General features: G+C 69.2%; 22 protein-coding genes and 1 pseudogene. 11 read left to right on the top strand and 12 right to left on the bottom strand.

Annotated features, from left to right (window positions below; translation table 11 throughout):
• Positions 1–288: 288 nt before the first annotated feature.
• The 11 genes and pseudogenes from BM339_RS51640 to BM339_RS24250 all read right to left on the bottom strand — a co-directional run.
• A pseudogene (locus BM339_RS51640) lies at positions 289–891 on the bottom strand (Tn3 family transposase); the annotation flags it as partial.
• A 343-nt stretch (positions 892–1,234) separates the two neighbouring features.
• Positions 1,235–2,278, bottom strand: coding sequence for a tyrosine-type recombinase/integrase (locus tag BM339_RS24280; protein ID WP_218163741.1), 1,044 nt, complete (start codon positions 2,276–2,278; stop codon positions 1,235–1,237).
• Entirely contained in the window at positions 2,212–2,832 is a 621-nt protein-coding gene (locus BM339_RS50795) for a hypothetical protein (protein WP_218163740.1), read from the bottom strand. The genes BM339_RS24280 and BM339_RS50795 overlap by 67 nt, the downstream gene beginning before the upstream one ends.
• Entirely contained in the window at positions 2,832–3,152 is a 321-nt protein-coding gene (locus tag BM339_RS24275; RefSeq protein WP_021592269.1) for a helix-turn-helix domain-containing protein, read from the bottom strand. Before BM339_RS24275 ends, BM339_RS50795 begins: the two co-directional genes overlap by 1 nt.
• Positions 3,149–3,922 (bottom strand): tyrosine-type recombinase/integrase, encoded by a 774-nt coding sequence (locus tag BM339_RS24270; protein WP_083597867.1) that lies wholly within the window; start codon positions 3,920–3,922, stop codon positions 3,149–3,151. The genes BM339_RS24275 and BM339_RS24270 overlap by 4 nt, the downstream gene beginning before the upstream one ends.
• A 343-nt stretch (positions 3,923–4,265) precedes the next feature.
• Positions 4,266–6,737, bottom strand: a complete 2,472-nt coding sequence (locus tag BM339_RS24265) for an NACHT domain-containing protein (protein WP_143118580.1) — start codon at positions 6,735–6,737, stop codon at positions 4,266–4,268.
• 236 nt (positions 6,738–6,973) lie between these two features.
• A complete protein-coding gene (locus BM339_RS47845; RefSeq protein ID WP_083597893.1) occupies positions 6,974–7,648 on the bottom strand; it encodes a tyrosine-type recombinase/integrase in 675 nt (224 codons plus the stop codon).
• 293 nt (positions 7,649–7,941) lie between these two features.
• Positions 7,942–9,162, bottom strand: coding sequence for a hypothetical protein (locus BM339_RS47835; RefSeq protein WP_083597865.1), 1,221 nt, complete (start codon positions 9,160–9,162; stop codon positions 7,942–7,944).
• Positions 9,163–9,385: 223 nt separating this feature from the next.
• Positions 9,386–9,868, bottom strand: coding sequence for a tyrosine-type recombinase/integrase (locus BM339_RS50790; RefSeq protein WP_218163739.1), 483 nt, complete (start codon positions 9,866–9,868; stop codon positions 9,386–9,388).
• Positions 9,869–9,870: 2 nt separating this feature from the next.
• Positions 9,871–10,587, bottom strand: coding sequence for a hypothetical protein (locus BM339_RS50785; RefSeq protein WP_218163738.1), 717 nt, complete (start codon positions 10,585–10,587; stop codon positions 9,871–9,873).
• Positions 10,588–11,226: 639 nt separating this feature from the next.
• On the bottom strand, positions 11,227–12,567 hold the full coding sequence (locus tag BM339_RS24250) for a site-specific integrase (RefSeq protein ID WP_143118578.1): 1,341 nt from the start codon (positions 12,565–12,567) through the stop codon (positions 11,227–11,229).
• Between the two features lie 353 nt (positions 12,568–12,920).
• Here BM339_RS24250 and BM339_RS24245 point away from each other — a divergent pair, with 353 nt between their 5' ends.
• The 6 genes from BM339_RS24245 (at position 12,921) to BM339_RS48855 (ending at position 20,076) form a co-directional block, all read left to right on the top strand.
• The gene (locus BM339_RS24245) at positions 12,921–14,105 is read left to right on the top strand and encodes a coiled-coil domain-containing protein (RefSeq protein WP_075022317.1); all 1,185 of its coding nucleotides are present in this window, start codon (positions 12,921–12,923) and stop codon (positions 14,103–14,105) included.
• A 502-nt stretch (positions 14,106–14,607) separates the two neighbouring features.
• A complete protein-coding gene (locus BM339_RS24240) occupies positions 14,608–17,634 on the top strand; it encodes a Tn3 family transposase (RefSeq protein WP_143118577.1) in 3,027 nt (1,008 codons plus the stop codon).
• Positions 17,635–17,790: 156 nt separating this feature from the next.
• Entirely contained in the window at positions 17,791–18,165 is a 375-nt protein-coding gene (locus BM339_RS24235) for a GntR family transcriptional regulator (RefSeq protein ID WP_075022316.1), read from the top strand.
• Positions 18,162–19,067, top strand: a complete 906-nt coding sequence (locus tag BM339_RS24230; protein WP_075022315.1) for an ABC transporter ATP-binding protein — start codon at positions 18,162–18,164, stop codon at positions 19,065–19,067. Before BM339_RS24235 ends, BM339_RS24230 begins: the two co-directional genes overlap by 4 nt.
• Positions 19,064–19,759, top strand: coding sequence for a hypothetical protein (locus BM339_RS24225; protein ID WP_075022314.1), 696 nt, complete (start codon positions 19,064–19,066; stop codon positions 19,757–19,759). The genes BM339_RS24230 and BM339_RS24225 overlap by 4 nt, the downstream gene beginning before the upstream one ends.
• 113 nt (positions 19,760–19,872) lie before the next feature.
• Complete coding sequence (locus BM339_RS48855) at positions 19,873–20,076, top strand: glycine zipper family protein (protein ID WP_143118576.1); 204 nt, start codon at positions 19,873–19,875, stop codon at positions 20,074–20,076.
• Positions 20,077–20,306: 230 nt separating this feature from the next.
• Here BM339_RS48855 and BM339_RS24220 read toward each other — a convergent pair whose 3' ends face one another.
• The gene (locus BM339_RS24220; protein WP_083597863.1) at positions 20,307–21,482 is read right to left on the bottom strand and encodes a tyrosine-type recombinase/integrase; all 1,176 of its coding nucleotides are present in this window, start codon (positions 21,480–21,482) and stop codon (positions 20,307–20,309) included.
• Between the two features lie 146 nt (positions 21,483–21,628).
• On the opposite strand from BM339_RS24220, the gene BM339_RS24215 reads away from it, so the two are divergent.
• The 5 genes from BM339_RS24215 to BM339_RS52690 all read left to right on the top strand — a co-directional run bounded on the left by BM339_RS24215 (position 21,629) and on the right by BM339_RS52690 (position 24,480).
• The gene (locus tag BM339_RS24215; protein WP_075022312.1) at positions 21,629–21,826 is read left to right on the top strand and encodes a hypothetical protein; all 198 of its coding nucleotides are present in this window, start codon (positions 21,629–21,631) and stop codon (positions 21,824–21,826) included.
• Between the two features lie 113 nt (positions 21,827–21,939).
• On the top strand, positions 21,940–22,254 hold the full coding sequence (locus BM339_RS24210; RefSeq protein ID WP_337959927.1) for a DUF6221 family protein: 315 nt from the start codon (positions 21,940–21,942) through the stop codon (positions 22,252–22,254).
• Positions 22,255–22,771: 517 nt separating this feature from the next.
• Complete coding sequence (locus BM339_RS24205; RefSeq protein WP_177287774.1) at positions 22,772–23,317, top strand: hypothetical protein; 546 nt, start codon at positions 22,772–22,774, stop codon at positions 23,315–23,317.
• Between the two features lie 75 nt (positions 23,318–23,392).
• On the top strand, positions 23,393–23,548 hold the full coding sequence (locus BM339_RS50040; RefSeq protein ID WP_021592285.1) for a hypothetical protein: 156 nt from the start codon (positions 23,393–23,395) through the stop codon (positions 23,546–23,548).
• On the top strand, positions 23,545–24,480 hold the full coding sequence (locus BM339_RS52690; protein WP_075022310.1) for a DDE-type integrase/transposase/recombinase: 936 nt from the start codon (positions 23,545–23,547) through the stop codon (positions 24,478–24,480). Before BM339_RS50040 ends, BM339_RS52690 begins: the two co-directional genes overlap by 4 nt.
• The last annotated feature ends 28 nt before the right edge of the window (positions 24,481–24,508 follow it).

Genomic DNA, 24,508 nt, shown 5'->3' with positions numbered 1-24,508 from the left:
CGGAACGTATCCCCGGCGGCCAGGTAGGCGAGCGGCCGGCCAAGTCGTCTCGATGATGGTCAGCGTCCAGACCGCAGGGCCGATCTGCACCGTCGGCGCCTGCCTGTTCGTCGTTGCGGCCGGCGCCGCGTCCATACGGTCGTCCTTCCCACGGTCACGTGCCTGGCAACGACGGATCGCAAGGACTGATCGCCGCCCGTGCCGGGGTACACGCGTCCTCGTCTGCCCGGCCGTCGCCGTCGGGGACCTGTCCGAGTGGCCGCAGGCCCGCGGTCGGTGTGGAGGAGGCCGGCCCAGGCAGTTGAGGTGGGCGTGGCCGAGCGGGCTGAGCCGGGCGGCGTCCTCGTCCTTCACCGGAACACCCAGGGCGCGCAGCTGGTCGACGGCGGCCGACAGGTAGCGGGAGTTCCACAGCACGACGACGTTGACGACTAGCCCCAAAGCGGCAAGCTGATCCTCTTGGCCCTCCCGGTAGGCCTTGCGGATCTGCCCGCCTGCGCCGTGGCAGATCTTGCGGGCGAGCCGGTGCCGGGACTCCTGCACGGTGAGCTGCTTGTTGAGCCTGCGGCGGTAGGTGTCGTCGATGGGGTCCGGGATCGACAGCAGGTGCAGCGTCTTGTCGATCCGCCCGTACTCGGCGAACGCCTGCCCCAGCGGAGTCGGGCGTCCGTTGCGGGCGAACATGCGCAGCAGGTCGTAGGCGCGGACCTGGTTGGTCACCAGCGATCCGGCGACCCGGATCATGTCCGACCACTGGGTGTGTATCAACCGCCGGTTGATCTTGTTGCGGGCGATCGCCCCCAGCGGCCCGTAGTCGCTCGGGGTGTCGCTGTCGGGGACGTCGGCGCGCCAGAACCGCTGGTCGTCCAGGTCGGCGGAGCGGGGCGCGAACACAGGCCACGGCACCGGCGACGCCCAGACGATGCGAATCCTGATGATCGCGGCGGCCTGGTCTACCTCCTCGGCGAGATCACCCGTAGGGGGTGGTGCGGGCGTTGTCCATGCGCAGACAACCGACGGCCAGCAGCGGGCCGAGTTCATCGTGCACGCATCACTCTCAAGAGCAATCCTCCGGCTACGAGCCGGTACGACCCACTTAGGACACCGCGCGACGAATATTGGACCCATCCCGCTACCTTGCGGCTCACCGCAGCTTTAGGACTCCCAGGCCGTGATTGCCCAGAGTTCACGCGAACTGAAGGTTCTTCAGGCTGAACTGCTGGATGTTCAGGGTTCATGGGCGGTTTCGGCCCTTGGGTTCGCTGCGACTGGCGGGGTCTTGTTCCTCGGCTGTTGCGGCGAGGAGTGTGCGGGCGTTCTCGGCGTAGCGGATGGCGGTCTTAGGGGCGAGGCCGAAAATGGTTGCGAGGTGGAGTCGGTCCGGGCCTTGCGCGAGGGCTTCGTCGAGCTGTCGCTGGACGCGTAGTCGTTCCAGGGTGGCGGTCTGGCCACGAAAGGCGTCGGTGAGGTGGACTTTGCTGGCCGGCCCGGTCTCCATCGCGGTTTGCTGGCTGATGATCAGGTGGGAGTTCGCGGTGCTCGGCCAGCGAGTGCGCCGGTAGGCGAGCCAGGCGAGAAGCAGCTCGTGGGTGAGGTCGTCCAGCGGGCGGGTCCGGCCGGCGACAGTGAGGCGCCGGTTCCCGAGGTCAATGTCGTCGAGTCGCAGTTCCCGGATGGCCTTGGACCTGGCGGCATGGATGGCGGCCAAGGCGAGAACAAGCCGGTCCCGGGGTGAGGTCGCGGCGCTCACGACCTCGTCGATCTCTTCGTCCGCAAGCGGAGTGATCAGCTTGCGGGGTTGCTCTCCGATCCGCAGTCGGGCGGCTGGATCGCGGAAGACAGTGCGGTTCTTCTTGCAGTGGCGGAAGAGGGAACGGAAGACGCTGAGCGTGTGGCGTCGTTCGGCGCCGGTCAGCGCGTCGATCACGGCGAGGATGTCGTCGCGGGTGACCTCCCGCAGGTGGTCGTAGCGGTCTGACCAGGTCAGCAGGGCAGGGCGAATCGCTTGTAGGTAGGCCCAGACAGTATCGGCGCTGCGAGGCTGGGATCTGGGTCCGCCGTCGCGCAGGGTTCTGAGCCATTGCTCAACCTCAAATCGGATCCCCGGTGCGAGGTCGTCGAGCTTGCGGTCCAACCAGCCCTCGAAGGCGGAGACGCGATCGTCGTCGAGCAGATCGAGGAGGGCCAGGACCTCGCAGGTTCGCTCCGCGCTTAGGCCGTGATGGCGGAGTTTGGGGAACAGCTCCGAGTACCTGATCTTGTCGCCGTGCCGTGGCAAGAGAGGAGGATGACCAGGGCTCGGTCAACGTCGCTGGCGACCCATCGGGTCCAGCCTCTGCGTTCGCCGAGGTCGGTGGCGATGCGCCTGGCTTCGATTAGGAGCGGGTCGGCGTGGTCGCGGCGGTTGAAGTGCGAGTAGTCGCGGCGGATGTCGATCGGGAGCCGGAGCTGGATCCAAGTTGAGGCGGGCGCGGGCGGCTCTGGTGGGGGCGTGGGCTTTCGGCCTTTGCGGCGACCAGCCTTGCCGAGGAGCGGGGTGCCACGTTGGCGGATGCGGTGCATCCCGGCGAAGAAGAGTTGCTGGTGGGTGAGCGTTCGCAGGAACGGGTCGAGGACCGTGACGTGGCCTTTGGCGTCCTGGCTGGCTTGGAGCCAGCAGAGGCGGCAGTAACCGCGCTTGATCGGGACGGCTCGGTGGCAGAAGGTGCATTCGCCCTCGTTGTGGAGCTGGCCGTAGGTGAAGCAGGCCCGGCAGAAGCGGCCGGGCAGGACGCCCCATGCGAAGCATCCGACGCAGCTCGCGGCCGGTTTGGTCGGGGAGATGTAGCCCATCAGGCTGGTGGCAGCGTCCGCCCGTCCTTGCGCCGCGGCGTCACGGTCGAGCTCGCCGAGGCCGCGGCCGGGAGATCCTGCCGCTCATTGACCCGCTGGACCTTCTCTGGCTGTGGGATGAGGAGTTCGTCGACTCCGCAGCCGAGGACGGCGCAGATGATGTTGAGGTCGTCGAGTTTGATGCTGGCGGGTTCGCCGGACCAGAGTCCGGACATTTTCCCGGCGCTGATGACCAGGCCGTGCTCGGCCAGCATCCGCTGGAGCTCGCTGGCCTTCCAGATGCCGCGGTTGGCGGCCGCGAGCCGCAGGTTCCACTTCATCGCCGTAGTCCTTCCAACCGGATGGCGGCGCGCTGCCGGCCGGCGATCCAGGCGTCTTCGATGTGGGTGCCGGTGACGTGCACGTATCGCATGGTCGTGGCGATCCAGGCGTGGCCGAGGATCTCCTGGATCGCGATCAGGTCCATGCCAGAGGCGTAGAGCTGGGAGGCGCAGAAGTGCCGCAGGATGTGCGGGGTGATCACGTCCGGCCAGTCCGGCAGGTGCGTTGCGGCGGCCTTGGCGAGCGCGGCGCGGATCGTCTCGTCCCCGACCCGCGCCGAGCTCCCGTCGGCGTTCTTCCGCTCGGACAGCAGTAGCGGAACACCGGGCCGGGTGTGGTCGTCGCCGAACTGGCCCCACACATCCTCGACGAACCAGCGGAGCGTCCCGCCCGCGTTGTTGATCAACGGGACCATCCGCTCCCGCGGGCCCGAGCCGCGACCGCCCTTCCCCAGGCGGACGTGGAGTTTCCCGAAGCGGCCCAGGTCCCACTTGACGTCGGGGAGATCCAGCTTGCAGGTCTCGTTGACGCGCAGCCCGACGTCGGCCATCAACCGGCAGGCCGTGTAGTTCCGCGCGGCCGGTGCGAACTTCCGGCAGGTCGCCAGTTCCTCCCGCCATCCAGAGAACAGGCGGCCGACCTGCTCAGCGGTCGGCGGGATCCGGATCTTGGCCTGCTGATGGCCGCGCGGCCGGTTCATCTCGTCGATCGGGCACTCGACGACCCGGCCGGTCATCTGGTGGATCTCGACCTTGTGTCGCAGCTCCATTCTCTGCACTTTGTCAAGCACGCTCCGGTTTTGGCCGGGCTCGGTGGCGCACGGTCATCGGGGTTGCTGGCAGGAACAGTAGTTATCGCTGATTGATCTTGTGCGGGGCCTGGTGCCAGCAGCCGAACGACTAGTGGCGTGCTATCGGGCCCGGCTTGGGTTAGGGGGTTGACCAGAGCATCGGAGCTGGCGGTGTTCTCCCGAACGTGACCTTGGCGCCAGGTAGCAGAGCATCTTTCTGGACGGCCGGCTGTGCTACCGGTGCCGCGGGGGTGGCGGCCCGTGGGGCAGCCTTCTGTTGTGCCGCCCGCGGTCTTGGGCGGGGCGGTGTTGGTGTTGCCGGTCAGGTGAGGCGGCGGTGGCGCCTGCTGGTGTTGTGTGGGGGCGGGTGGGTTGCGGCGAGGTGGTCGTGGAGTTCGGCGTGGCGGAACTGGTAGTAGGGGCCGACGGTGCGTAGCAGGCCGAGGCGGTGGCAGTCGTCCAGGAAGGGCATCAGCCGGTGTGGCAGGTGACCGGCCCGTGCCAGTTTCCAGGTGGCGATCAGGTAAGCCCACCAGGCCCGGTGTTTTCCGAACATGAGCCCGAAAGCGAACCCGGTCGGGGCCCCGACCAGGAGCCCGTACAACGGCCCGGACACGAGCCCGACCACCAACTCGTCCGTGCTCTCGAAGAACGTGGCCGCAATTCCGGACACGAGTGTGCCCGTGAGGACGAAGGCGAACGTTGCGGTGAAGAAGCGGAGCAGGTTCAGTCGCCGGTCGGTGCGCCAGCTGCTCATCGGTGTTGTGGCGTGATGAGTTCGCGCTGGTGTCGCTGCCCAAGCCATGATCCCCAGCCCAATCGCGAGTGGGGGCCCGAGGATGAGCCCGATCAGGAGGCAATCCATGAGTGTTTTCACGGGATTTGCCGTGAGGAAGTCAGCCAGGTTGCCCGCTTCCTCGTAACCCGTAGGAACGTAGCCGTCCGCTGCGAAGAAGCCGCCGCTGCCGCGGAACTTGTAGTAGGAGGTGTGGCTGTTCACGGCGAGGTAGTACTCCCCGACTGTGGCCGTGAGGTTCAGTACGAACCCGACCGCGAGCCCGGCCGCAAGCCCGTGCGGGAGCCGGGTTGCGAGGCTGCGGGCGAGGGTGGCCGAGCGTCGGCGAAGGTGCAGGTCGGCGTATCCGGGTGGGTCGTGCGTCCATGATCGTGCTGTAATGCCGACCGCGAGGCCGGCCGCGAGCCCGAGCGTGGCGCCGCCCGCGAGCCCGTACACGAGCCCTGCCATGAGCCCGCCCAGGAAAAGTCCTTCCGTGATGCCGCCCGCGAGCCCGGTTGTGAGTCCTGTAGTGAGGGCGATGGTGAGGGTGATGACGAGCCGGGTGGTCGCGGTGAAGGTGTTGGTGGTGGCGGCCAATCTCCACCAGGCGAGGTCGCGGGTGCCTTGACCGCTGGTTGCGGGTTGGGTGGTGAGGTGGTGGGCCAGGTATCCCAGCCAGTGGTGGACCTGGGCGGGGTCGTGGCGGCGGCGGGGTCGGAACGGCTCGGCGGGATTGTCGCTGGGGATGCGGGTGGTGATCAGGGCGGGGATGAGCTGGTCGAGCAGGTGGGCCTGGAGCGCGGCGGGGGTGGGGAAGCGGTCCGGGTCGGTCAGTGGGGCGGGGTCGGCGCCGGGTGCGGTGTAGACGGTGCGGACCAGCCACAGTCCCAGCGGGGTGGCGGTGAGATCGGCCAGCGCCGCCGCCGGCCGGTGGCCCTGGCCGGGCGGGCTCTGACCGGCGGGGGGTGTGGCGCGCAGCGCGGTCAGGGTCTGCTGCCAGGCCGGTCCGGGGGAGGGCGGCAGGCAGCGAGTGAGGTGGTCGGCGGCGGCCGCGGGCGTGAGCGGGCGTGGTTCCAGCACGGCGGCGGAGGTGATCACGTCCCCGGCGGCGCTGATCGCGGCGGTGAACTCGGTGGTGCGGCTGGTGAGGATGAGCTGGTCGTCTCCGCCCAGGGAGCGGTTCAGCGCGGTGATCACCGCGGTGTGGGCGGGTGGGGGCAGCTCGTCCAGCCCGTCCAGGACCGGCAGGATGTGCCCGCGCCCGGCCAGGGCCCGTGCCACCTCGGCGCCCAGCTCGGGTGCGCGCAGCGCCGGATAGTCGCCGGTGAGCCGGTCGGCGATCCAGTCCTGCAGGCGGGGATGGCGTCGGGTGTCCCAGCCCGCCACCGGCAGCAGTATCGGTACCGGCTCATCGGCGGTGCGGGTGGCCAGCAGATGCAGCAGCAGCTGCAGCGCCAGGGTGGTCTTGCCGGTGCCCGGTCCGCCCAGGATCACCAGCCGGCGCCGCCGGGTGCGGCGGAAACGGTCGGCCAGCGCGCCGATGTCGGCGCTGGAGGCCGCCCACCACAACCGCGCCGATCCACCCGCAGGCCCACCGGGCGGCCCGGCGGACGGGTCGATGTTGACGGCGTGGTCCATCAGCTCGGCCGCGTCCGGGGTCCGCCACCGCACCGGGATCGGGTCGGGGTCATCCAGCGACCGCAGCCGCGCCTCCTGCTTCCACTGCTGGTCCACCAGCTCGGCCAGCACCTGCTTGGCCTGTGCCAGGGTGTCCGCGGCCGGTGCGGCGCCGAGTCGGCGGGAGCGCTGCCGGGCCCAACGCACCGTGGTGACCAGGGCCACTGCGGCGCCGAGCAGGAGCCCCCCGGTCAACTGCGCGCGGTTCGCCGCCTCCTCCAGCCAGTCCTTGTCCTTGCCGAACAGCAGCGGTTCGAAGGTCCACCCGGCCAGCGCCAGCACTCCGGCCACCGCCGCCAGGACCGCCAGCCACGGCCACCAGCCCTTGCCCTTACCCATGATCGCCATCTTGACGCCGATGCCCCGCACCGCGCTGGCCAAGGTCCACAAACACCCCATCCCGGCCCACCCGAACCCACCCGGCAGGTAGCCCGAAATGTGGAGGGCGTGGCCACCGGGCAGTAGATAGTCCACCCCTGAGCGACCAACACGTCACAAAGCGAACGTTCCGATCGCCCGCCTATCCAAGATCGTTCTCGGCGAGAGCTTACTGTTCCTGGGTTCCTCAACCCCCGTCATGTGGAAGGCATGCCTGGCATGCCGAGGTTGAGCGGGGCGACCTTGGCGAGCCGGCGGGTCTGGTCCCGCTTCTGGCGCAGGAAGGTGAGGGTGAGGTCGAGGCCTTCGATCTCGCCGAGCCAGCCCTCAGTCTCGGCGCGGGCCCGGCGGGTCAGGAGGTCGGCCTCGACCTCGTCGAGGCGGGGAAGCATCTTCGGGTTGATGTTGATCATGGGGCATCCCAGGCAGGCGTGCTCATGCTGGCAAGGTGTCCCGTAGGGCCGGGCGCACCCTCCGAGCTCTACTTTGCGCTGGTCGAAGTGTTCTTCGAACCCGGACCATTCAGTCTCGGTCACCCGACGGTACTCATCGGCCGGTCGGGCCTGGCGGCGGCGGTCGAGGTAGGCCTGGTAGTGGCGGACGAGGTCTTCGTTGAACACCGCGACGTATCCGCGAGTTGTTTGAAGGTTCAAATGCCCGAGTAGGGCTGCGCCGATATGGATGGGAAGCCCGTTGTTGACCAGCTCGGTGGCCAGCAGTCTGCGGAAGTCGTGTGGGGTAAAGCCGGCTGTCTGGAAATCTGGGTGGTCCTCGGCCAGTTCGGCGCAGCGTCGGCGGAGCATGACCAGGACGGTGGCGGGCGAGATGACGCGGCGGACGGTGCCGAGCTGACGTTGGAACAGGAACGGCATCGGCTCACTCATCCGGCGTTCGTGCTGGTCGTAGCGTTGAATGAGCGGTATGGTCCGGCCACCGTCGGTGTGTCGGCGGACGACGGCGGCGATGACCGCGAAGAGCTCGCCGACATCGGGATGACCCGCTCGCGGTCGGTCTTGGACGGGGCGATGACCAGCAGCGCGATAACGTCCCCGTTGGGACGCTGGTATTGGCGGATGCTGAGGTGGGTGAGCTCGAGAAGTTCCTCGACCCGGACACCGCTGTGCCTCAGGACCTCCGTGGTTGCCCATTCCCAGAAGGCCAGCTCCTAGGCGACGGTGAGGTTCAGGTCCCTGTCGGCGGTCATGTCGCGGACCCGGACGTTGGCCTGCCCGCCGTGGCGTTGCCGCCGCTCGTCACCGGCAGTCCAGATCCGCTGGTACACGCCTCCGTCGAGGGTGAAGGTCACGCCAGGAGGGAGCGGGGAGGCGTGTTGCAGGAGCCCGCGCAGGTGGTGGTAGCGGTCTTCCAGGTGCGCCACCAGGGTGGGTAGCAGGGGTTGGCGGCGGATCCGGTCGTCGATGCGTTCCTTGGTGCGCCGCTTGCGGACGGTGAGCCCGCGCAGCGCGTTGTCGGGGATCGGGCAGGGAGCGACCCACGGCGCCCATGTTTCGGGTTCCGCGACCGCCCAGCTGTGCAGGTCAAGGTAGAAGGAGCGCACTGTGCGCAGGATGCGTTCGACCTCGTGCCGCTTGCCCTGGCCGTCTTCGCGGATGTTGAGCGCCTCGCGCCACCGTTCGTAGAGGTCCGCGTCGATGCGCAGGTCGGGCTGCCCGGGTGAGAGGGCTTCGATCTTGGCCCAGAACGCCCCGGCCAGGGATCGGGCGTGCTGGTCGAGGGAGCTGTAGTCCAGTTCGCTGCGGCGCCGGGCCAGGTAGTCCAGGATCAGCTGCCGCACTCCCTGGTGCTGGATGGCATAGCGGTCGACGAGTTCTTCCAGCGTCCGCCGTCTTGGGAGCACGGCCGCGCGCACTGTCGCCGGTGCGGTGGAGGGGAACAGGCCCATCTCGTGCAGGATCGGCCAAGCGAGCTGGCCGGGGAACTGACCGCGGTTCTGCTTGCCGCGGGCCTTCATAGTCAGTCCTTGATCGCGAGACTGCCAGATGTAGTGCAGGAACGCCTCGGGCGTCAGGTCTGTCAAGGCGATGCCCTGGGTGGTCAACGCGACCGCGACGTCGAACAACGCTGCGGTGTGGTGCATCGGATGCACCGGCTGGTCCTGGACGCGCTTCCAGAACTCCTCCAGCAGCGAGTCGCTTTGAGCTTCCAGAAACCGTCCGCCGAAGCCGGCAAACCGGGTCGACCGCAGAGCCAGCAACGACGGGCGGATGACGCGCAGGGCGAACAGGCAGGCCGTGCCGGTGCAGATTTCTTTGCGCGCCTGGCCGCCGGGGATCATCACGTTGACCGGCTGGTCCGCTTCGTTGAGCCCGCTGGCCTCCCACCGATGCTGCCAGGTCTCTCCCGGGACACCGCTGAGGTGCTCCAAGAGAAGGCGGGCTCCGCGGGCCCGTCTCCGCTCGGAGTCACGGCCACCTGGCCAGACCCGGCGCATCGCCGCCTCGATCTCGTCGACGTCAGCGCTCACGAGATGACGGCCAAAGGGGCCGGGCGGGACCGTGGGCGGCGGGGCGGGAGCGCCCTCCAGGCCCGCGAACCGTGTCGGCACCAGCCTCGTGGCTTCACCAGGTGCCTCCGCGGCCGTGGTCGGTTCAGCTACCGAAGACCACCTTGATGTCGTCGGGGTCGTAACCGGCCGGGTAGGAACGTTGCGGGCGAGGCCGGGTGTAGTGCTCGTGCAACTTGTCGTGCATGTCCTCGATCCGGGCCACCAGGTAGTGCCCCGTGGTGTCCAGGTGAGCGTGGCGAAGGATGGTCTGCACCTCGGCCAGCGTCAGGCGCTCGTCGCCGGCCATCCTGGTGGCGGCCGTATGGCGGGCGTCGTGCAGCGTCCAGTTGGTGCCCAACCGCTCGTTGGCCCGCTGCAGCACCCGCCTCATCGCCCAGTACGTCATCGGCCGCTGCTCACCGCGGCGGGTCCGCCAGATCGGCTGCCCAGGCGTCGACAGCCCGTCTGCCGCCAAGTAGAGGCCCAAGTAGCGGAATGCGTTCGGGGAGGCCGGGATCGGCTGGCGAAGCCGGGTGCCCTTGGAGACGACGTAGATCAGCTGGCCGCCCCAGTCGATGTTCTCCAAGGTCAGGCCCAGAAGCTCACTCGCTCGTGCCCTGAGCTGACGTAGAACTCCAGCAGCGCCCGATCGCGATCACAGCCCATCGCGGCGAACAACTCGTCCAAGTGGTCGTCCGGGATCGCTCGCGGCGTCTGCTGCGGCACCCGCTGCCGCAACCGGGCCCGGCGAACCAGCTGCACCGGTTCCAGTGGGCTGCGGTGCGCCAGCACCTGCCGACGCTGCGCCGAGACCGGTACCGGGTTCACCACCGGGCCAGCCCCGAAACGGCCGTGGAAGGAGTAGAAGCCATGGACGACGGTGAGCACGTGATTGATCGTGCTCGGCGCGTACCCGGCCCGCAGCGACGGCTTGCCCGTCTTCAAATTCACCGATCCCGCTGGAGCCGCACCCGGCCGCTTGCGTTCTCGCTGCGGGTTCCGGGCCGTACGCAGCCAGCCGACCATCGTCGCGACCTCGGCCTCGGTCACCTTCTCCCAGTCCAGGTGGAGGAACCACAGCAGCCGGTGCCACCGCAGAAGATCAAACGCATAGCTCCGGCACGTCAACGGGCTGGCATCCCCGAGCATCAGATCCCGCAGGTAGGCGCTCACCGGCCCGAGTTCCTCGCTGCCCTCGTCCACCACGAGGAACGGTAACTGCACGCTCTCCCCGGCAACGACCGCCCCCACCAAGGGTACCGTCGCCCGCCCCTCCTCCAACGCACGCCGTACGTCCTCGACCACGCCTCACCCTCTCAGCAGACCGCGGCCTATGCCGGGTCGGTGATCCAGATGAGGGGCAGTTAACAGGGAGGAACAGGAAGAACGTCTTCAGCGCCTGGGCCCGGGACAATCGCGTGCCCTTCGCCGTGGCGCGCAGCACCTTGCCGAAGTAGACGTCGGCGTCGGCGGGCTCCATCTCCCACAAAGGCCGCCCGAACCAGGCCCGCACCTGCTCCAGGTGCACCACGTCCGAGGAGATCGTCCCGTCCGACAAACCTGCCGCCGCCCGCGCGAGCACGAACCCCGCGAGGACGTCGGTCTCCAGCGCCTTCAGATCCTCCGCAGTCGTCGGAGCACGCGCGACTCGTAAGTCCTGCACCACCGCCAGCGTCAACCCCGGCCTCCTCGCCTTCACTATCGTCACAAGACGAACACGAGGAACGATGGACCTTCAGAAATCCTGAAGTCATTTCAGATACCAGAACAGGCATAGATCCGCAGAGGAAGCCCTGGTCCAGGGACTACAGAGGCTGGAGGCGGCTCAGGGAACTCTGGGGTTATTCCTCAGTTGGAAGCGCATGCTGTCGTGTCCTCCTGGGTGGTCACGTGGCGCTGCCGCGACGTCAATGGCAGCGAACGGGTGGGCAACGAGTCTTACGGCTACAGGCCGATCTCGGCCTCCAGTTGGCGGGCCAGCGCTGCGCCGTCGCGCCAGTACTGCATCACCATCAGCAGCGTCTTCCAGCGGCCACGGTCGGCGATGGTGGTCGGTGGGATGTTGGCCTCGCCGGCGCTGGTGGCCAGGCCCGCGCGGAGCCCGTGGGCGGAGTAGGCGCGCGGGTCGCCAAGTGGGGGCTTGCGGCCGCGGGCTACCGCGTCGGCGTTGGCGCGGGCTACCGCGTCGCGGACCAGGTCAGTGAGGTAGTTCTTGCCGACCCGGCCGTCGGTGGAGGCGCGGGCGGCGTAGCCCGGCGTGCCCGACAGCCGGTCGTACTGGTCCACCGCTCGGATCAACGGCCCGGCGGTGACGCCCTGTGCGGCCAAGGTGTCGATCCATGCCTGTGTGAGGCGGACCGGGCAGGTCTCCACATGCTTGCCCCGTTGGACGTGCTGGACCGAGCCACCGGCGTTCTGGTCGGTCTTGGAGGCACGGATGGTGACGCTCATCCAGTCTGCGGTGAAGGTGACGTCTGCGATGTCCAGGGCGGCCATCTCGCTGGCGCGACCGCCCAGCACCAGCCCCAGTACCAGGGACACGATGGTCTGCTGTGCGCGCAGCGGGCTGATCCGGTCGGCCAGTCGGGGGGTGGTGACCGCGTCCAGTGTCGCGTGCACCAGCAGCGGCAGGACCCGTTGGGCGGTGATCGGTGCCGAGCGACGAGGCCGGTGCCCGGCGGCGCTGCGCTCGCGCGCGTAATCCTTGAGGACGCTGCGGGCCAGCCGCACGTCGACTGAGTGCCCGGCGGCCTTGTGTACACCCTGCAGGGCACCCAGCACCTTGTTCAGGGTGCCGGGCGCTGGCGGGGTGCCGCGGCTGGTCGGTGTCCGGGTGAGGTGGTCGAGGTAGGACGCCAGGGTTTGGGCGCTGGCCGGCAGCGTGGTGCGGCCGGTCAGCCAGCACCAGCGCGCGAACGCTGCCCACTCGCGCGCGTACACCGCTCGGGTTCCGGCCGCGAGCGACCGTTCGATTCGCTCGGTGGCGCCCGCCGACAGCGTCCGGTCGAGCTGGTTCCAGTGCGCGGCCTCGTCGCCGGCTTGGCCGGTGGCGTCGAGATCGGCCTCGGTCTCGGGAGCCGGTACGGCGGCCGGTCGGGGTGCCCGCACCGGCACACCGCTCAGCACGGTCGAAGCGTCCTGGTACGCGGCGCGCGCGCTCGATTCGCCCAATTCCCCGGCCTCGATCGGCGGCGTCGCCCACCTGGAGATGGCCGGTGTGCGACCGAGCGCTGGGACATCGGCGTCGGCCGCCGACTCGGTCGCGGGGTGGTCGGTAGGCGTCATGTAGCAGTGCTCCCATCGGGCAAGGCCGTCGCCGACGGCCGCTCGACAGCCGATCCTACCCAGGCATGATCATCAAGGTAGGGAAGAACTTCTAATACTTCCCTACGAAACCGAGAGATTTTCGTCATCGATAAATCCGCAAAACTGTTTCGCGTTTCTGGGTTTTCCGGACCGCGAAACGCTAGGATGGCGATCATGATCATGTCTGTGGCCGTGGATGCTCGACCTTCCGCACGCGGTGACCGCCCCGCCCACTCCCCCAGTCACTCCGCTGCCGTAGCGCTCGGAACCGGTGAAGTGCTGGCCGCGGCCGCCGCGCCTGCCGCCCTCTGTCGGGTGACCGGAGGTGCGAAATGACCGACGTCGACGCGGAACCGACGGACGGCGGCTCAGGCGTGGCCGACCCTGCGGTTCCCGATCCGGCCGCGCCACACGGCCGCTGCCTGCACTGCCTCGGTCCACTGCCGCCACCGAAGGCCACCGGGCGGCCGCGCGAGTATCACGCACGCGGCCACGGTCCCGGCGGGATCGACTGCAGGGAGGCCGCCCGCCGAGCCCGCGGCACCGAAACCGGCATCGCCATCGAGCAGCCGTTGACCACCCTCATCGCAGCGGCCGGTGAGGAGGCCGCCGCCCGGCGCGCACACGCAGTCGCACTGACGGAACTGAGCGGGCGGTTGACCGACGCCGCAGCCCGCGATGAGCGCCTCGCCACCACGCTGGAGGAACTCCAGAGCACCATCGCCACACGCAACGCCTCCCTGGAACAACGGGCCAGGCAGGCTGTTCGAGAGCAACAGGCCGCCGAGCGCGCCGCCGAAGCCGCGCGAACCGAGGCCGACGAAGCCCGCACCGCCGCCGACCAGGCGGCCGCCGGGCAAGAGCGTGCCGACGAACGCGCCACCGCCGCAGAGCGCCTCGCCCAGCAGGCCGAACAGGCCCGCCAAGCCGCCGAGCGAGAGACCCGACTGGCGGTTCAGGCCGGCGAGGACGCCCGTGACCGGCTCCGCACCATCACCCAGGAACTGCGTCAGGCATCCGCTGACCGCGATGCGGCCCGCGCTGCACAGGCCGAGCTCGACCGGCAGCACGTCACCGACACTGAGACGATCCGCGACCTGACCACGCAACTCGAAACCACGCGCAACGAGCTTGCCACCGCCCGCGCCACCGCGGAGGAGGCCGCCGCTCGCGCGGCTCGGACCGAAGGTGCCCTGGCCGAGACCCGCGACCAGCTTGCCGCGCTACGCACCGAACGCGACGAACTAGATCGTGAACGGCAGGCCGCCCTGACCCAGGCCGAGCACGAGCGCTCCGCCGCAGCCGTCGCCCAGGAGGCCGAGCGCACCGCCCGCGCGGAGGCCGACGCGGCCCGCGACCGCGCCACACGAGCCGAAACCGAAAACCAGCAGACCACCGTCACGCTAGCCGCCCTGCGCAAGGAACTCGCCGCCGCACACGCCGAAGTCGCCGCGCAACGCGAGCGCGCTGCCGCCGCCGAACAACGTGCAGAGCCCCCCACAGAAGGGCTTCCATAGGCACCCACCCCACTTGAGGGGAAGGGCGACTGATGACGCCACAGATGCCCAGCTAGATCTGCGACGGCCCGACAAGGAACGAGCTGAGCTCCGCGCCGGACGTCCCACCTCCCCGTCGAGCAACGCGGACCTCGGCCTCGATTCACCGAGGACGATGGTGAGAACGCCTTCTATGACCACCTCGAAATGAAGTGGAGGGCCGCGGAGCGCGCCAGCCTTCCGCCGCTGCCTGCCAGCCCCGCAGCACCGGCCCGCCGAGGATGACAACGTCGGTCGAGATCTCGTCCGACGACCGACAGGCGGTGGCTTAGTTCGTCGCACTCGCTGAGACGGCCGTGCGCCACGCCAGCGCGCAGCTGAACCCACCTCCCGCGATGATCGCGGAGTTTCCCGCAGACGCCGAGGTGGGGGTGCCGGTAAGAAACGTGTCATGAGCCCCAAACGGCGTTGATCTTGCTGTAACTTGCCTGGTCAATGCTGGGTGGTCATGAAACACCCCCCGATGCACATCGACGAGTTGGTCGAGCACTGGACGATCCTGGATGAAGAGCGCGACCTGATCGCCGGAAAGCGCGACGCCACGCGACTCGGCTTCGCGATCTTGCTGAAGTTCTACACGCAGCACGGCAGGTTCCCGCGCGGCCGTTCAGAGCTGCCGGAAGACGTGGTTGAGCACGTGGCCAAGCAGGTCCGGGTTCCTGCCTCGGAGCTCGGCTTTTATGAGTGGTCCGGCTCCACGATCGAGTACCACCGCAGTCAGATCCGTACGCACCTGGGCTTTCGCACCTGTACGACCGAGGACGCAACGAAGCTGGCGGTGTGGCTGGCCGAGGAGGTCGCGCACGCCGAGCGGCGGCCTGAACGGGTTCGGGAGGAGTTGCTCAAGCATCTGCGCGAGGAGCGGATCGAACCGCCGGCGCCTGGACGGATCTCCCGGATCGTGGCCTCGGCCCTGCACAACGCGGAGGTCGCCTGGTCGGTGCGGATCGCCTCCCGGTTGAGTCCCGAGACCACGCAGCGGATCTACGCGCTGGTCGGCATCGAAGATGCGAGCCGCGCGGTGAACGAGGGGGCCGGTGACCGTCAGGAACCTATAGGTGAGGCACCTGCCGAGGACGATGACGACGTCGACTCCGGCCTCCTGGCGTTGATCAAGTCCGCGCCGGGCAACGTGAGCCTGGAGTCGATGATGACCGAGATCCGCAAGCTGGCGGCGGCGCGCTCGATCGAGCTGCCGCCCGGGTTGTTCGTCGACGTGGCGCCCAAAGTGCTGGCCGCTTGGCGGGCCCGGGCGGCGGTGGAAGCGCCCTCCCACATGCGCACGCATCCGCGCGAGCTGACGGTGCTGCTGCTGGCGGCGCTGGTCCAGGAGCGGGAGCGGGAGATCACCGACGCGCTGGTGGAACTGCTGATCGCCACCGTGCACCGAATCAAGGCGCGGGCCGACAGCAAGGTGACCAAGGAGCTGATCAACGCGTTCAAGCGGGTGACCGGCAAGGAGAACATCCTGTTCAAGGTCGCCGACGCCGCGCTCGGCCAGCCCGACGATTCGGTCCGCCAGGTCATCTTCCCGGCTGTCAGCGGCGGCGAGCATACGCTGCGGGATCTGGTGCACGAGTTCAAGACCAAGGGCCCGGCCTACCGAACCACGGTGCAGACCACGCTGCGCGCCTCCTACACCAACCACTACCGGCGCGGCCTGATCGCGCTGCTGGACAGCCTGGAGTTCAAGAGCAACAACACCGCCTTCCAGCCGGTGATCGAGGCGCTGAAGTTGATCCGCCGCCACGCCAAGGCGGGCAACACCACCTATTACCCGCGCGGCGAGGTGGTGCCCGAACACCGCGGCACCGCTGGTGAGTGGGAGGACCTGGTGTTCAAGGACGACAAGCGCGGGCGTCGGCGGGTGGTGCGGATGGTGTATGGGATCGTCACCTTCCAGGCGCTGCGCGAGGCCCTGCGGTGCAAGGAGATCTGGGTGGTCGGCGCCCACTCCTTCCGCGACCCGGAGGAGGACCTGCCCAAGGACTTCGTCGCCCGCCGCGTGGAGAACTACGCCGAGCTGCGCAAGCCGCTGGACCCGAAGGACTTCATCGCCGAGTTGAAGGCCGAGATGCGCGCCGAGCTGGAGTCGCTCGACACCGCGCTGCCGAAGCTGGACTGGCTGGCGATCTCCGAACGTAAGTCTGGCGCGATCAAGCTGACGAAGCTCGGCCCGGCGGATGAGCCGCGGAACCTGCGCAAGATCAAGAACAAGGTGGGCCAGCGCTGGGGATCGGTCCCGCTGATCGACATGCTCAAGGAGGCGGTGCTGCGCACCGGCTGCCTGAAGGCGGTCACCTCGGTGGTGGGCGGCTCCAGCCTCAAGCCCGAGGTGCTGGCCGAGCGGCTGATGCTCGCGATCTTCGGGTACGGCACCAACACCGGGATCCGGGCCGTGGCCTCCGGTGGCCACGCCCACAGCGAAGACGATATCCGCTACGTCCGGCGCCGCTATCTGACCCCGCAGGTCGCCACCGACATCGCGATCGCGATCGCGAACGCCACCTTCACCGCCCGGGACGTGGCGCTGTGGGGCGAGGGGACGACCACGGTCGCCTCCGACTCCACGCATGTGCGCGCCTATGATCAGAATATTTTCACTGAGTGGCATTCGCGGTACGGCGGCCGCGGCATCCTCATCTACTGGCACATCGAGCGCGGGTCCATGGTGGTGCACTCGCAGACTCTGCGCGCCTCGGCCTCGGAGGTGCACGCGATGATCGAGGGCGCGGTCCGGCACGGCACCACCATGAAGGTCGAGGGAAACTATGTCGACTCCCATGGCCAGACCGAAATCGGGTTCGGCGTGACCAGGCTCTTGGGCCTTGACCTGCTACCGCGCATCAAGCAGATCAACAAGGTCAAGCTCTACCGGATCGAGAGCGGCGAAAGCGACCTGTACCCGCGGCTGACGCCGGCGATGACCCGGCCGATCCGCTGGGACCTGATCGAACAGAACTACGACCAGATGATCAAATACGCCACCGCGATCAAGCAGGGCACCGCCTCCACCGAGGCGATCCTGCGCCGCTTCACCGAGTCCGCCTCCCATCCCACCTACCAGGCCATGCTGGAGGTCGGCCGGGCGCAGAAGACCATCTTCGTCGCCCGCTATCTGCGCCTGCGCGAGCTCCAGCGAGAGATCCAGGAAGGGCTCAACGTGGTGGAGTCCTCCAACGGAGCGAACTCGGTCATCTTCTACGGCAAGGGCGGCGACATCGCCACCAACCGGCGCGAGGAGCTAGAGATGAGCGTGTTGTGCCTGCGCATTCTGCAGGCCGCGCTCGTGTACATCAACACCCTGATGCTCCAAGATGTCCTGGCCGACCCCGAATGGGCCACCATGCTCAAACCCGCCGACCGGCGCGGGCTGACCCCGCTGTTCTGGCAGCATGTCCAGCCCTACGGCGAGGTACGGCTGGATGTGGCCAAGCGCCTTTCGCTCGGCGGCGCTGCGCAAGCTCCGGAGGCGGGCAACCCGGATTAGCTTCATGATCGTGGTAAGGCGTGCGCGCCCCTGGGAAACGGGTCCCGGCGCCGCCGCCGACTGAGGTCGCGGGACGCCCGACTGCTTGACGGCCGCGGCGCAAGATTGCATGGTTAGCTACACAAGTAGCTAACCAGTTGGGCGGCTAAGCCAAAGATGGACGACGACCGACCGATCTTCCTTCAGATCGCCGAGCTGATCGAGAACTCGATCATCGACGGGTCGCTGGTGGAGGAGGCCCAGGTCCCATCCACCAACGAGCTTGCCGCCTTTCACCGGATCAACCCGGCCACCGCGGCCAAGGGCGTCAACCAGCTCGTGTCGGAGGGAACGCTCTACAAGCGACGCGGCATCGGCATGTTCGTCGCCGGTGGCGCCCGGGCCAGGCTGCGCGAGCGGCGACGGGAACGGTTCACCGAACAGTACGTGGAACCCCTGCTCGCCGAGGCGCGCAAGCTCGGCATCGGCCACGACGAGCTTATGAAGATGATCGATTCATTCGGTGCGGTTGCCGGGAGGGACCTGAGATGACGGCGGTGGTAACCGCACACGGGGTGACCAAGCGCTTTGGTGACGTCACGGCGCTCGACGACGTGAGCTTCGCGCTGGCCGAGCACACGATCTACGGCCTGCTCGGGCGCAACGGGGCGGGCAAGACCACCCTGATGCAGATCCTCACCGGGCAGGCGTTCGCGTCGTCGGGGAACGTGTCGGTCTTCGACGCGCCACCGGTGGAGAACCCGGCCGTCCTGTCGAAGGTCTGTTTCGTCCGGGAGAGCCAGCGCTACCCCCACGTCTACACCGTGCGCCACGTCTTTCGCACCGCACGCCGGCTGTTTGCGAACTGGGACGACACGTTCGCGCACGGCCTCGCCGCGGACTTCCAGCTACCGGCCGGGCGGCTGGTCCGCAGGCTCTCGCGGGGCATGCTGTCGGCCCTCGGCGTGACCGTCGGGCTGGCCGCGCGGGCGCCCCTGACGTTCTTCGACGAGCCGTACCTCGGGCTCGACCCGGCCGCCCGGCAGCTTTTCTACGACCGCCTGCTCGCCGACTACGCCGGGTATCCCCGCACCGTGGTGCTTTCCACCCACCTCATCGACGAGGTGAGCGATCTGGTCGAGCGGGTGCTGCTCATCGACCGTGGCCGGCTGCTGCTCGATGAGGACGCCGACGACCTGCGCGGGCGGGCGGTGGCGGCCACCGGTCGGGCGGAGGCCGTGGACGGGTTCGCGGCCGGACGCACCGAGTTGCACCGCGAGCGGTTGAGCGGCCTGGTCCGGTCGACCATCCTCGGTGGGCTCGGACCGCACGCGAAGGCGCTCGCGCAGACGCTGAACGTCGAACTGGAGCCGCTGTCGTTGCAGCAACTCGTGGTCCGCCTGACCGCAGGGCCGACGACAACGGCGCCGGCGGACCGGGAGGCCGCCCGATGAACCGCATCCGTCAGGTAGCCCGTCTCCAGATGCCGGCCTGGCCGCAGATCCTGGGCTGGACGTGGGGCATGACGGCCGTCACGTTCGGCATCAACCTGTTGACCTTCATGGCGAACTACGACCCGGGCGACGGCGTGAGGAACACCGGCGGCCTGGTCAGCCTGTGCGGCGTTGCGATCGGGATGGCCACCGTCTCGGTCACCCAGATCTTCCCGTACGCGCTGGGCATGAGCGTGACCCGCCGGGAGTTCTACCTGGCCTGGTCGCTGCTCGCGGTCGTCCAGTCGGTGGTCTACGCGCTGGTGCTCTGCCTGCTGCGCGCCGTGGAACAGGCCACCGGCTACTGGGGGATGGGGATGCGCTTCTTCGGCCTGCCGTTCATGGATGACGCCAACCCGGTGCTGCTCCCGCTCGGGTACGCGGTTCCCATACTGGTCGTGACCCACCTCGGGATCCTGCTCGGCACGTTGTACCTGCGCTGGGGCACCACCGGCGTCCTCGCCAGCCTCACCCTGGCCTTCACAGCGCTCGGGCTGGCCGCCGCGCCGATCACGTGGACCCGGCAATGGCACGCGATCGGCCGCTGGTTGCTCGACCAGTCCCCCACGGCGCTGCTCGCCGGCTGGCCGGTCCTGGTCGCCGCCGCGTTCGCCGTCGGCGGGTACAGGGTCATCCGCCGTGCCACGGCGTAGCCGCGGCGGGCACTCGGCCGCTCCGCACCACCGGACAACGCGAACACCAACATCCGCCGTGATGGGCCGCCAGATTGTCAGCCCTGTCCGCCCGCGTCCTTAGGAGAGATGCAATGACGAGCAACACGCCCCCGCCCGCAGGTCTCGGGATCTGGGCAAATCTCGGGATCTGGATCGCATTTGGCGCTGCCTTCGGCCTCCTCGTCGGAGGTCTTTTCGACAACGTCGCTCTCGGCATCGCGCTAGGTCCGGCCCTGGGTGTGGCTGTCTGGGCCGTCTTCATCGCGCCGCGAAGGAATACCCGCCGCGACTCCTGAGCGTCGCGCCCGAGTATCGGCTACGGAGGTCGTAGGCGCCACCGGGAAGTCCAGAAAGCAACGCAACGGCGCTGGCGATGGTGGCCGCGTCACACTCAGCGTCATCGACGCAGCCGGCGGTCCAGGCGCTCCCGGCGTCGCGCCTGCCGTCATAGCACTCGCCGACCGGATCGTCGACTGGGCGGATGGCTACGCTGCCCGTCGTGTTGAGGTGTGACCAGGTCTCGCGGTCATAGGTCTTCGACGTAGTCGGCGGCGATGTCGTCGGGTGGGTTGGTGTACAGGCGCAGGTAGCGGTCGTTGGCGTGGCCGAGGCGGCGCTCGAGTTCGGCGCGGTTGTGGCCGGAGGCCTGCGACAGGCCGTAGGCGAAGGTGTGCCGGGCGTCGTGCGGGCGCAGGGTGCCGAGCTTGCGGTCGGGGTCGGGCATCTGGGCGTCGTGCAGGCGGCCGATCTCGCCGACGATGGTGTTGATGGAGCGGGCCGAGAGGCGGCCGTCGGGGCGGCGGGCGGCGATGGAGGCGGCCGATAGCAGCAGCGCGGCCGGGCCGGCGCTGGCGGCGGCGTCGCCGGGCCGCTCCTGGTCGAGGTAGTCGGCCAGCGCCTGGCGGGCGTCGCGGCCCAGGAACACGGTGCGGCTGGTGCGGCCCTTGCCGCGCACGCCGACAAGGCGCGCCTTCTTGGCCTGGCGCAGCCGCTCGGGGGCGGCCGGCTCCACCTGGTCCAGGTCCAGGCCGACCAGCTCCGCGCGGCGCAGCCCGGTGCCGAACAGCAGGTAGATGATGGCCCGGTCGCGCAGCGGGCGAGCGTGGGCGTGCACCCGGGCCGTGGCGGCGCCGCGGTGACGGCGGCCCTTGAGCTCGTGGAAGGTCTCGATCCGGTCCACGACGTTCTTGACGGTGCGCACCTGGGCGACGGCCAGCGCTCGCGGCTGCGGGGCGGGCAGTGGTAGCGGGGGGACTTTCTTGGTCGGGTCGCCGTGGCGCAGCAGCCCTTCGGGGGCGTGCGCGGTGATCCAGGTGAACAGCGCTGACAGGTGCGCGAGGTGGTTGTTGACGGTCGCTGGCGCCATCGGCGCGGGCATGTTGTCGCGGCCGCGGTTGCCGGCGGCGGCCAGGTGGTCGCGCCAGGCTGTGATCTCGCGCGGGGTGACGGCCGAGAGCCGGTTGTGCCCGAGGCCGTCGGTGATCCAGGCGCCGAAGCGCTCCAGGTGCCGGGAGATCTTGGCGGTGACCTCAGCTGAGCGGACTCCGCGCACGGCGAGATCGAGGTAGCGCTCCGTCCAGACCGGGAGGCTGTCGTCGGCCGGATCGAGGCGTTCGGGAAGCCCGACCACCTTTCGTGAAGTGATTTCGGCGTGATCCTGCCCGGCGAGCAGGGACGCCGAACTGGGGGTGGAGGACAGCATGCAGCCACATTACTTCACGGAAGGGGCATTTCCTGAAGAGAGTCAGCCAAGCGCGAGCTTGGGCCAGCAGCTCGTTTGGGGCTCATGACACGCTTCTTACCGGCACCCCAGGTACCCCGCGGCATGACCCCCGAGTCCTGCGGTGTGTGCGCACCGAGGACGCCGCCGAGGAGATCCGCCCGCTGGGCGAGTATCGCGCCCTGCTGCGCGCGGAAGAGGCCAGCGTGGTCGAGCGGCTACGCGCTTCGACCGTGGAGCACCTGAGAGCCCGCACCCTCACGTGCGCCCGCGCCGCCAGCGAGGCGCGGGTCAGCCCTGACACGCTGAGCCGCTGGACGAGCTAGCCACGGCTCTCCCCTCCTGGCGCCCCGTCGCGGGATCCCTCGGCGCGGAGGTCATGCCGGCCGGGGCGTGTACAGGTTGACCGAACCGGCCGGGCGGCCAGGCGCGCGGGGCTATGGCCGCCGCAAGTCCGGCCCGGCCTTCCCGCCCTCCCAGGGCGGCCGGTGTCCACCGGTCGTCGTTGCGGCCAGCTGGTGGCTGGATACGGGCGGCCAGGACCGGCATTCATCCGCCGGTCCGAGCCGCGACCCGCAGCTGGGGCGAGGTCGAGGCCAAGCGGCGGATCCTGGATCTCTTCGAGGAGACCGAGACCTGGGCAGGCCAACACGAGGGCGCGCACTACGGCGCGCAGTACCTCGCAGACGTCGCCAAGCTGCTCGCCCTGCCCTACACCGCCCACCCGGGCTACCGGGACGCATGGCGCCCGTGACCCGCAACGAGGGGAGCCCGCATTGGCTGAACCAGCCGCGGTCATCCCGACCAGCCCGGCCGAGGAAACTCGCCCAGCTCGTCACCGAACTCTGCGACGAAGTCACCACGGAGGAGGCGATCACCCGCTACCAGGTGTTCCCCGCCACTCAAGATGAGGATGTAGCTGGGGTAGTTGGTCGTTGAGGGTGAGGACGGGCCCGTGGGGTGGCGTGGCTGCTGTCCGGTTTGGTGTGCGACAACGTGGTGAGGACGAAGCCGGGTGTGCTGGGCGTTCGCGGCCCGGATGTGACGATGCGGAATCGATCGGTTCGTTTGAGTTGCTGCAGCTTTGGGTGCGGCGTCAGCGTGACCGCGTCGTGGAAGAGGCCACGGCCCTCCCGCTATCGATTGGCGCCGAGACCGGGAGGCCGTGGATGACGTGCCCGGAGGCACTCGGTGGTCACCGTAGAGGTCGATGCCGCCTGCGTCGAGCGCAGGCTAACCAAGGTGAACTGGCTTGCCCGTGCTGCGCGGGTGTGCTGGTCCGGTGGGGGTTCGGGCGGGCGCGGCGGTTGCGCGGCCCGGACGGTGAGGTGGTGGTGCGGCCGCGGCGGGCCGACACCGCGCAGGTGATCGGGGCGGCGGTCGAGGCGGCCGCGGCGGGGCAGGGGCATCGCCGGATCGCCGAGCGGTTGCGTCGTCCGGCCGAGACGGTGCGGGGCTGGCTGCGCAGGTTCGCCTCGCGGGCCGAGGTGATCCGGGAGGTGTTCACCACGTTGCTGGTGGCGTTCGTCGCGGACTCCAGAGTGCTGCCGGCTCCGGCCCGGACGCCGCTGGGCGATGCGCTCGCGGCGATCGTCGCGCTTGCGGTTGCCGCGCGTCGGCGGCTGGCTCCGAACGCCCCGACGGCCGCTTCAACGGTTGCCCGGGCTGGGGTCAAGCCGGTGCCCGCGGCGGCGCCGTTCGTGGGCACGTTGTCGGCGTGGTCGTGGCCCCGCGCGGTTTCGGGTGGTGGGCTGTTCTCGCCATCCTGGGCCGCGGAAACGATCAACACCAGTCGCCCCTGGGAGACGGCCTGGTGATCGGTCCATCCTCGTCACTGCTCTTTGCCGAAGACGTCGAGGAGGATTCCGGGTGAACGCTCGGGTGAGCACGGCATGACCAAGGCCGAGGACGAGGCGCGCCGCCGCAAGGAGCGCGCCCAGACGGTCGCGCTCTGGCGCTATCAGCTGATCCGTGAGGCGGCCGATCCGGAGCTGTCGACCAAGCAGCGGGGGGCGGCTGGTCCGGCAGATCGCCGAGACCACCCATGAGGGGCCGTTCGGGGAACCGATCGTGGTCGCCCGTTCCACGCTGGACCGGTGGATCCGGACCTGGCGCGAGCGCGGGTTCGACGGCCTGGTCCCGCCGACCCGCAAGGTCACCTCGCGGACCCCGACCGAGGTGCTGGAACTGGCGGCCGCGCTCAAGCGCGAGAAGCCCGAGCGGACCGGCGCGCAGATCGTGCGGATCCTGCCGGGCTGGTCACCATCGTCGCGGACCCTGCTGCGCTACTTCGAGGGCCTGGAGCTGCGGCAGCGTCCCGACGGGGGCCGCCGGCCTTGTTCGGCCGGTTCGAGGCCGACCGGCCCAACGAGATCTGGACCGGCGATGCCCTGCACGGCCCCAAGATCGCCGGCCGCAAGAGGTTCTTGTTCGCTTCATCGACGACCACTCGCGCGCCATCGTCGGGCACCGCTGGGGCTACTTCGAGGACACCGTCCGGCTGGCGGCCGCGCTGCGTCCGGCGCTGGCCGCCCGCTGTGTCCCCGAGCACATCTATGTCGACAACGGGTCGGCGTTCGTGGACGCCGCGCTCAAGCGCGCCGCGGCCAAGCTGGCCATCCGCATCATCCACTCCGCCCCGGGCCAACCCGAGGGCCGCGGCAAGATCGAGCGGTTCGCGCCCGGCTTCGGTGAGCGGATCCTTCAGGTGCGGGTGACTACGCCGGGCGCCTTCGAGCGCGTGAACCCCCAACTACGTGGGCGGAGACATCGCCGGAGATTCCAATACCCCGCGGGGCATTGTTCGGCGACCCGTGGTGTCAACGAACAACTACGCGACCTCGCTCCCCGGGGTCTACCTCTGCTCCGCCTCGACTCCACCAGGCGCCGGGACCCATGGCATGTGCGGGTACCACGCCGCTCGGATGGCACTGGCGGATCTGCGCTGACATCCGCCCAACCAGACTGGAAGTTCTTCTGATATGTCTGGTCTCAGCTGATCCCCGCGG

Source organism: Actinomadura madurae (assembly GCF_900115095.1).
Lineage (GTDB): Bacteria > Actinomycetota > Actinomycetes > Streptosporangiales > Streptosporangiaceae > Spirillospora > Spirillospora madurae.
Note: the sequence above shows the minus strand (reverse complement) of the source record. Positions and strands in the feature narration are given on the sequence as shown.

Coding starts and splice junctions, on each gene's coding strand:
- BM339_RS50795 (WP_218163740.1), bottom strand. CDS start 2,832: ATGGGCTACATCTCCCCGACCAAACCGGCCGCGAGCTGCGTCGGATGC.
- BM339_RS24275 (WP_021592269.1), bottom strand. CDS start 3,152: ATGAAGTGGAACCTGCGGCTCGCGGCCGCCAACCGCGGCATCTGGAAG.
- BM339_RS24270 (WP_083597867.1), bottom strand. CDS start 3,922: ATGGAGCTGCGACACAAGGTCGAGATCCACCAGATGACCGGCCGGGTC.
- BM339_RS24265 (WP_143118580.1), bottom strand. CDS start 6,737: ATGGGTAAGGGCAAGGGCTGGTGGCCGTGGCTGGCGGTCCTGGCGGCG.
- BM339_RS47845 (WP_083597893.1), bottom strand. CDS start 7,648: ATGCCGTTCCTGTTCCAACGTCAGCTCGGCACCGTCCGCCGCGTCATC.
- BM339_RS24250 (WP_143118578.1), bottom strand. CDS start 12,567: ATGACGCCTACCGACCACCCCGCGACCGAGTCGGCGGCCGACGCCGAT.
- BM339_RS24245 (WP_075022317.1), top strand. CDS start 12,921: ATGACCGACGTCGACGCGGAACCGACGGACGGCGGCTCAGGCGTGGCC.
- BM339_RS24240 (WP_143118577.1), top strand. CDS start 14,608: ATGCACATCGACGAGTTGGTCGAGCACTGGACGATCCTGGATGAAGAG.
- BM339_RS24235 (WP_075022316.1), top strand. CDS start 17,791: ATGGACGACGACCGACCGATCTTCCTTCAGATCGCCGAGCTGATCGAG.
- BM339_RS24230 (WP_075022315.1), top strand. CDS start 18,162: ATGACGGCGGTGGTAACCGCACACGGGGTGACCAAGCGCTTTGGTGAC.
- BM339_RS24225 (WP_075022314.1), top strand. CDS start 19,064: ATGAACCGCATCCGTCAGGTAGCCCGTCTCCAGATGCCGGCCTGGCCG.
- BM339_RS48855 (WP_143118576.1), top strand. CDS start 19,873: ATGACGAGCAACACGCCCCCGCCCGCAGGTCTCGGGATCTGGGCAAAT.
- BM339_RS24220 (WP_083597863.1), bottom strand. CDS start 21,482: ATGCTGTCCTCCACCCCCAGTTCGGCGTCCCTGCTCGCCGGGCAGGAT.
- BM339_RS24210 (WP_337959927.1), top strand. CDS start 21,940: ATGGCCGCCGCAAGTCCGGCCCGGCCTTCCCGCCCTCCCAGGGCGGCC.
- BM339_RS50040 (WP_021592285.1), top strand. CDS start 23,393: ATGACCAAGGCCGAGGACGAGGCGCGCCGCCGCAAGGAGCGCGCCCAG.
- BM339_RS52690 (WP_075022310.1), top strand. CDS start 23,545: ATGAGGGGCCGTTCGGGGAACCGATCGTGGTCGCCCGTTCCACGCTGG.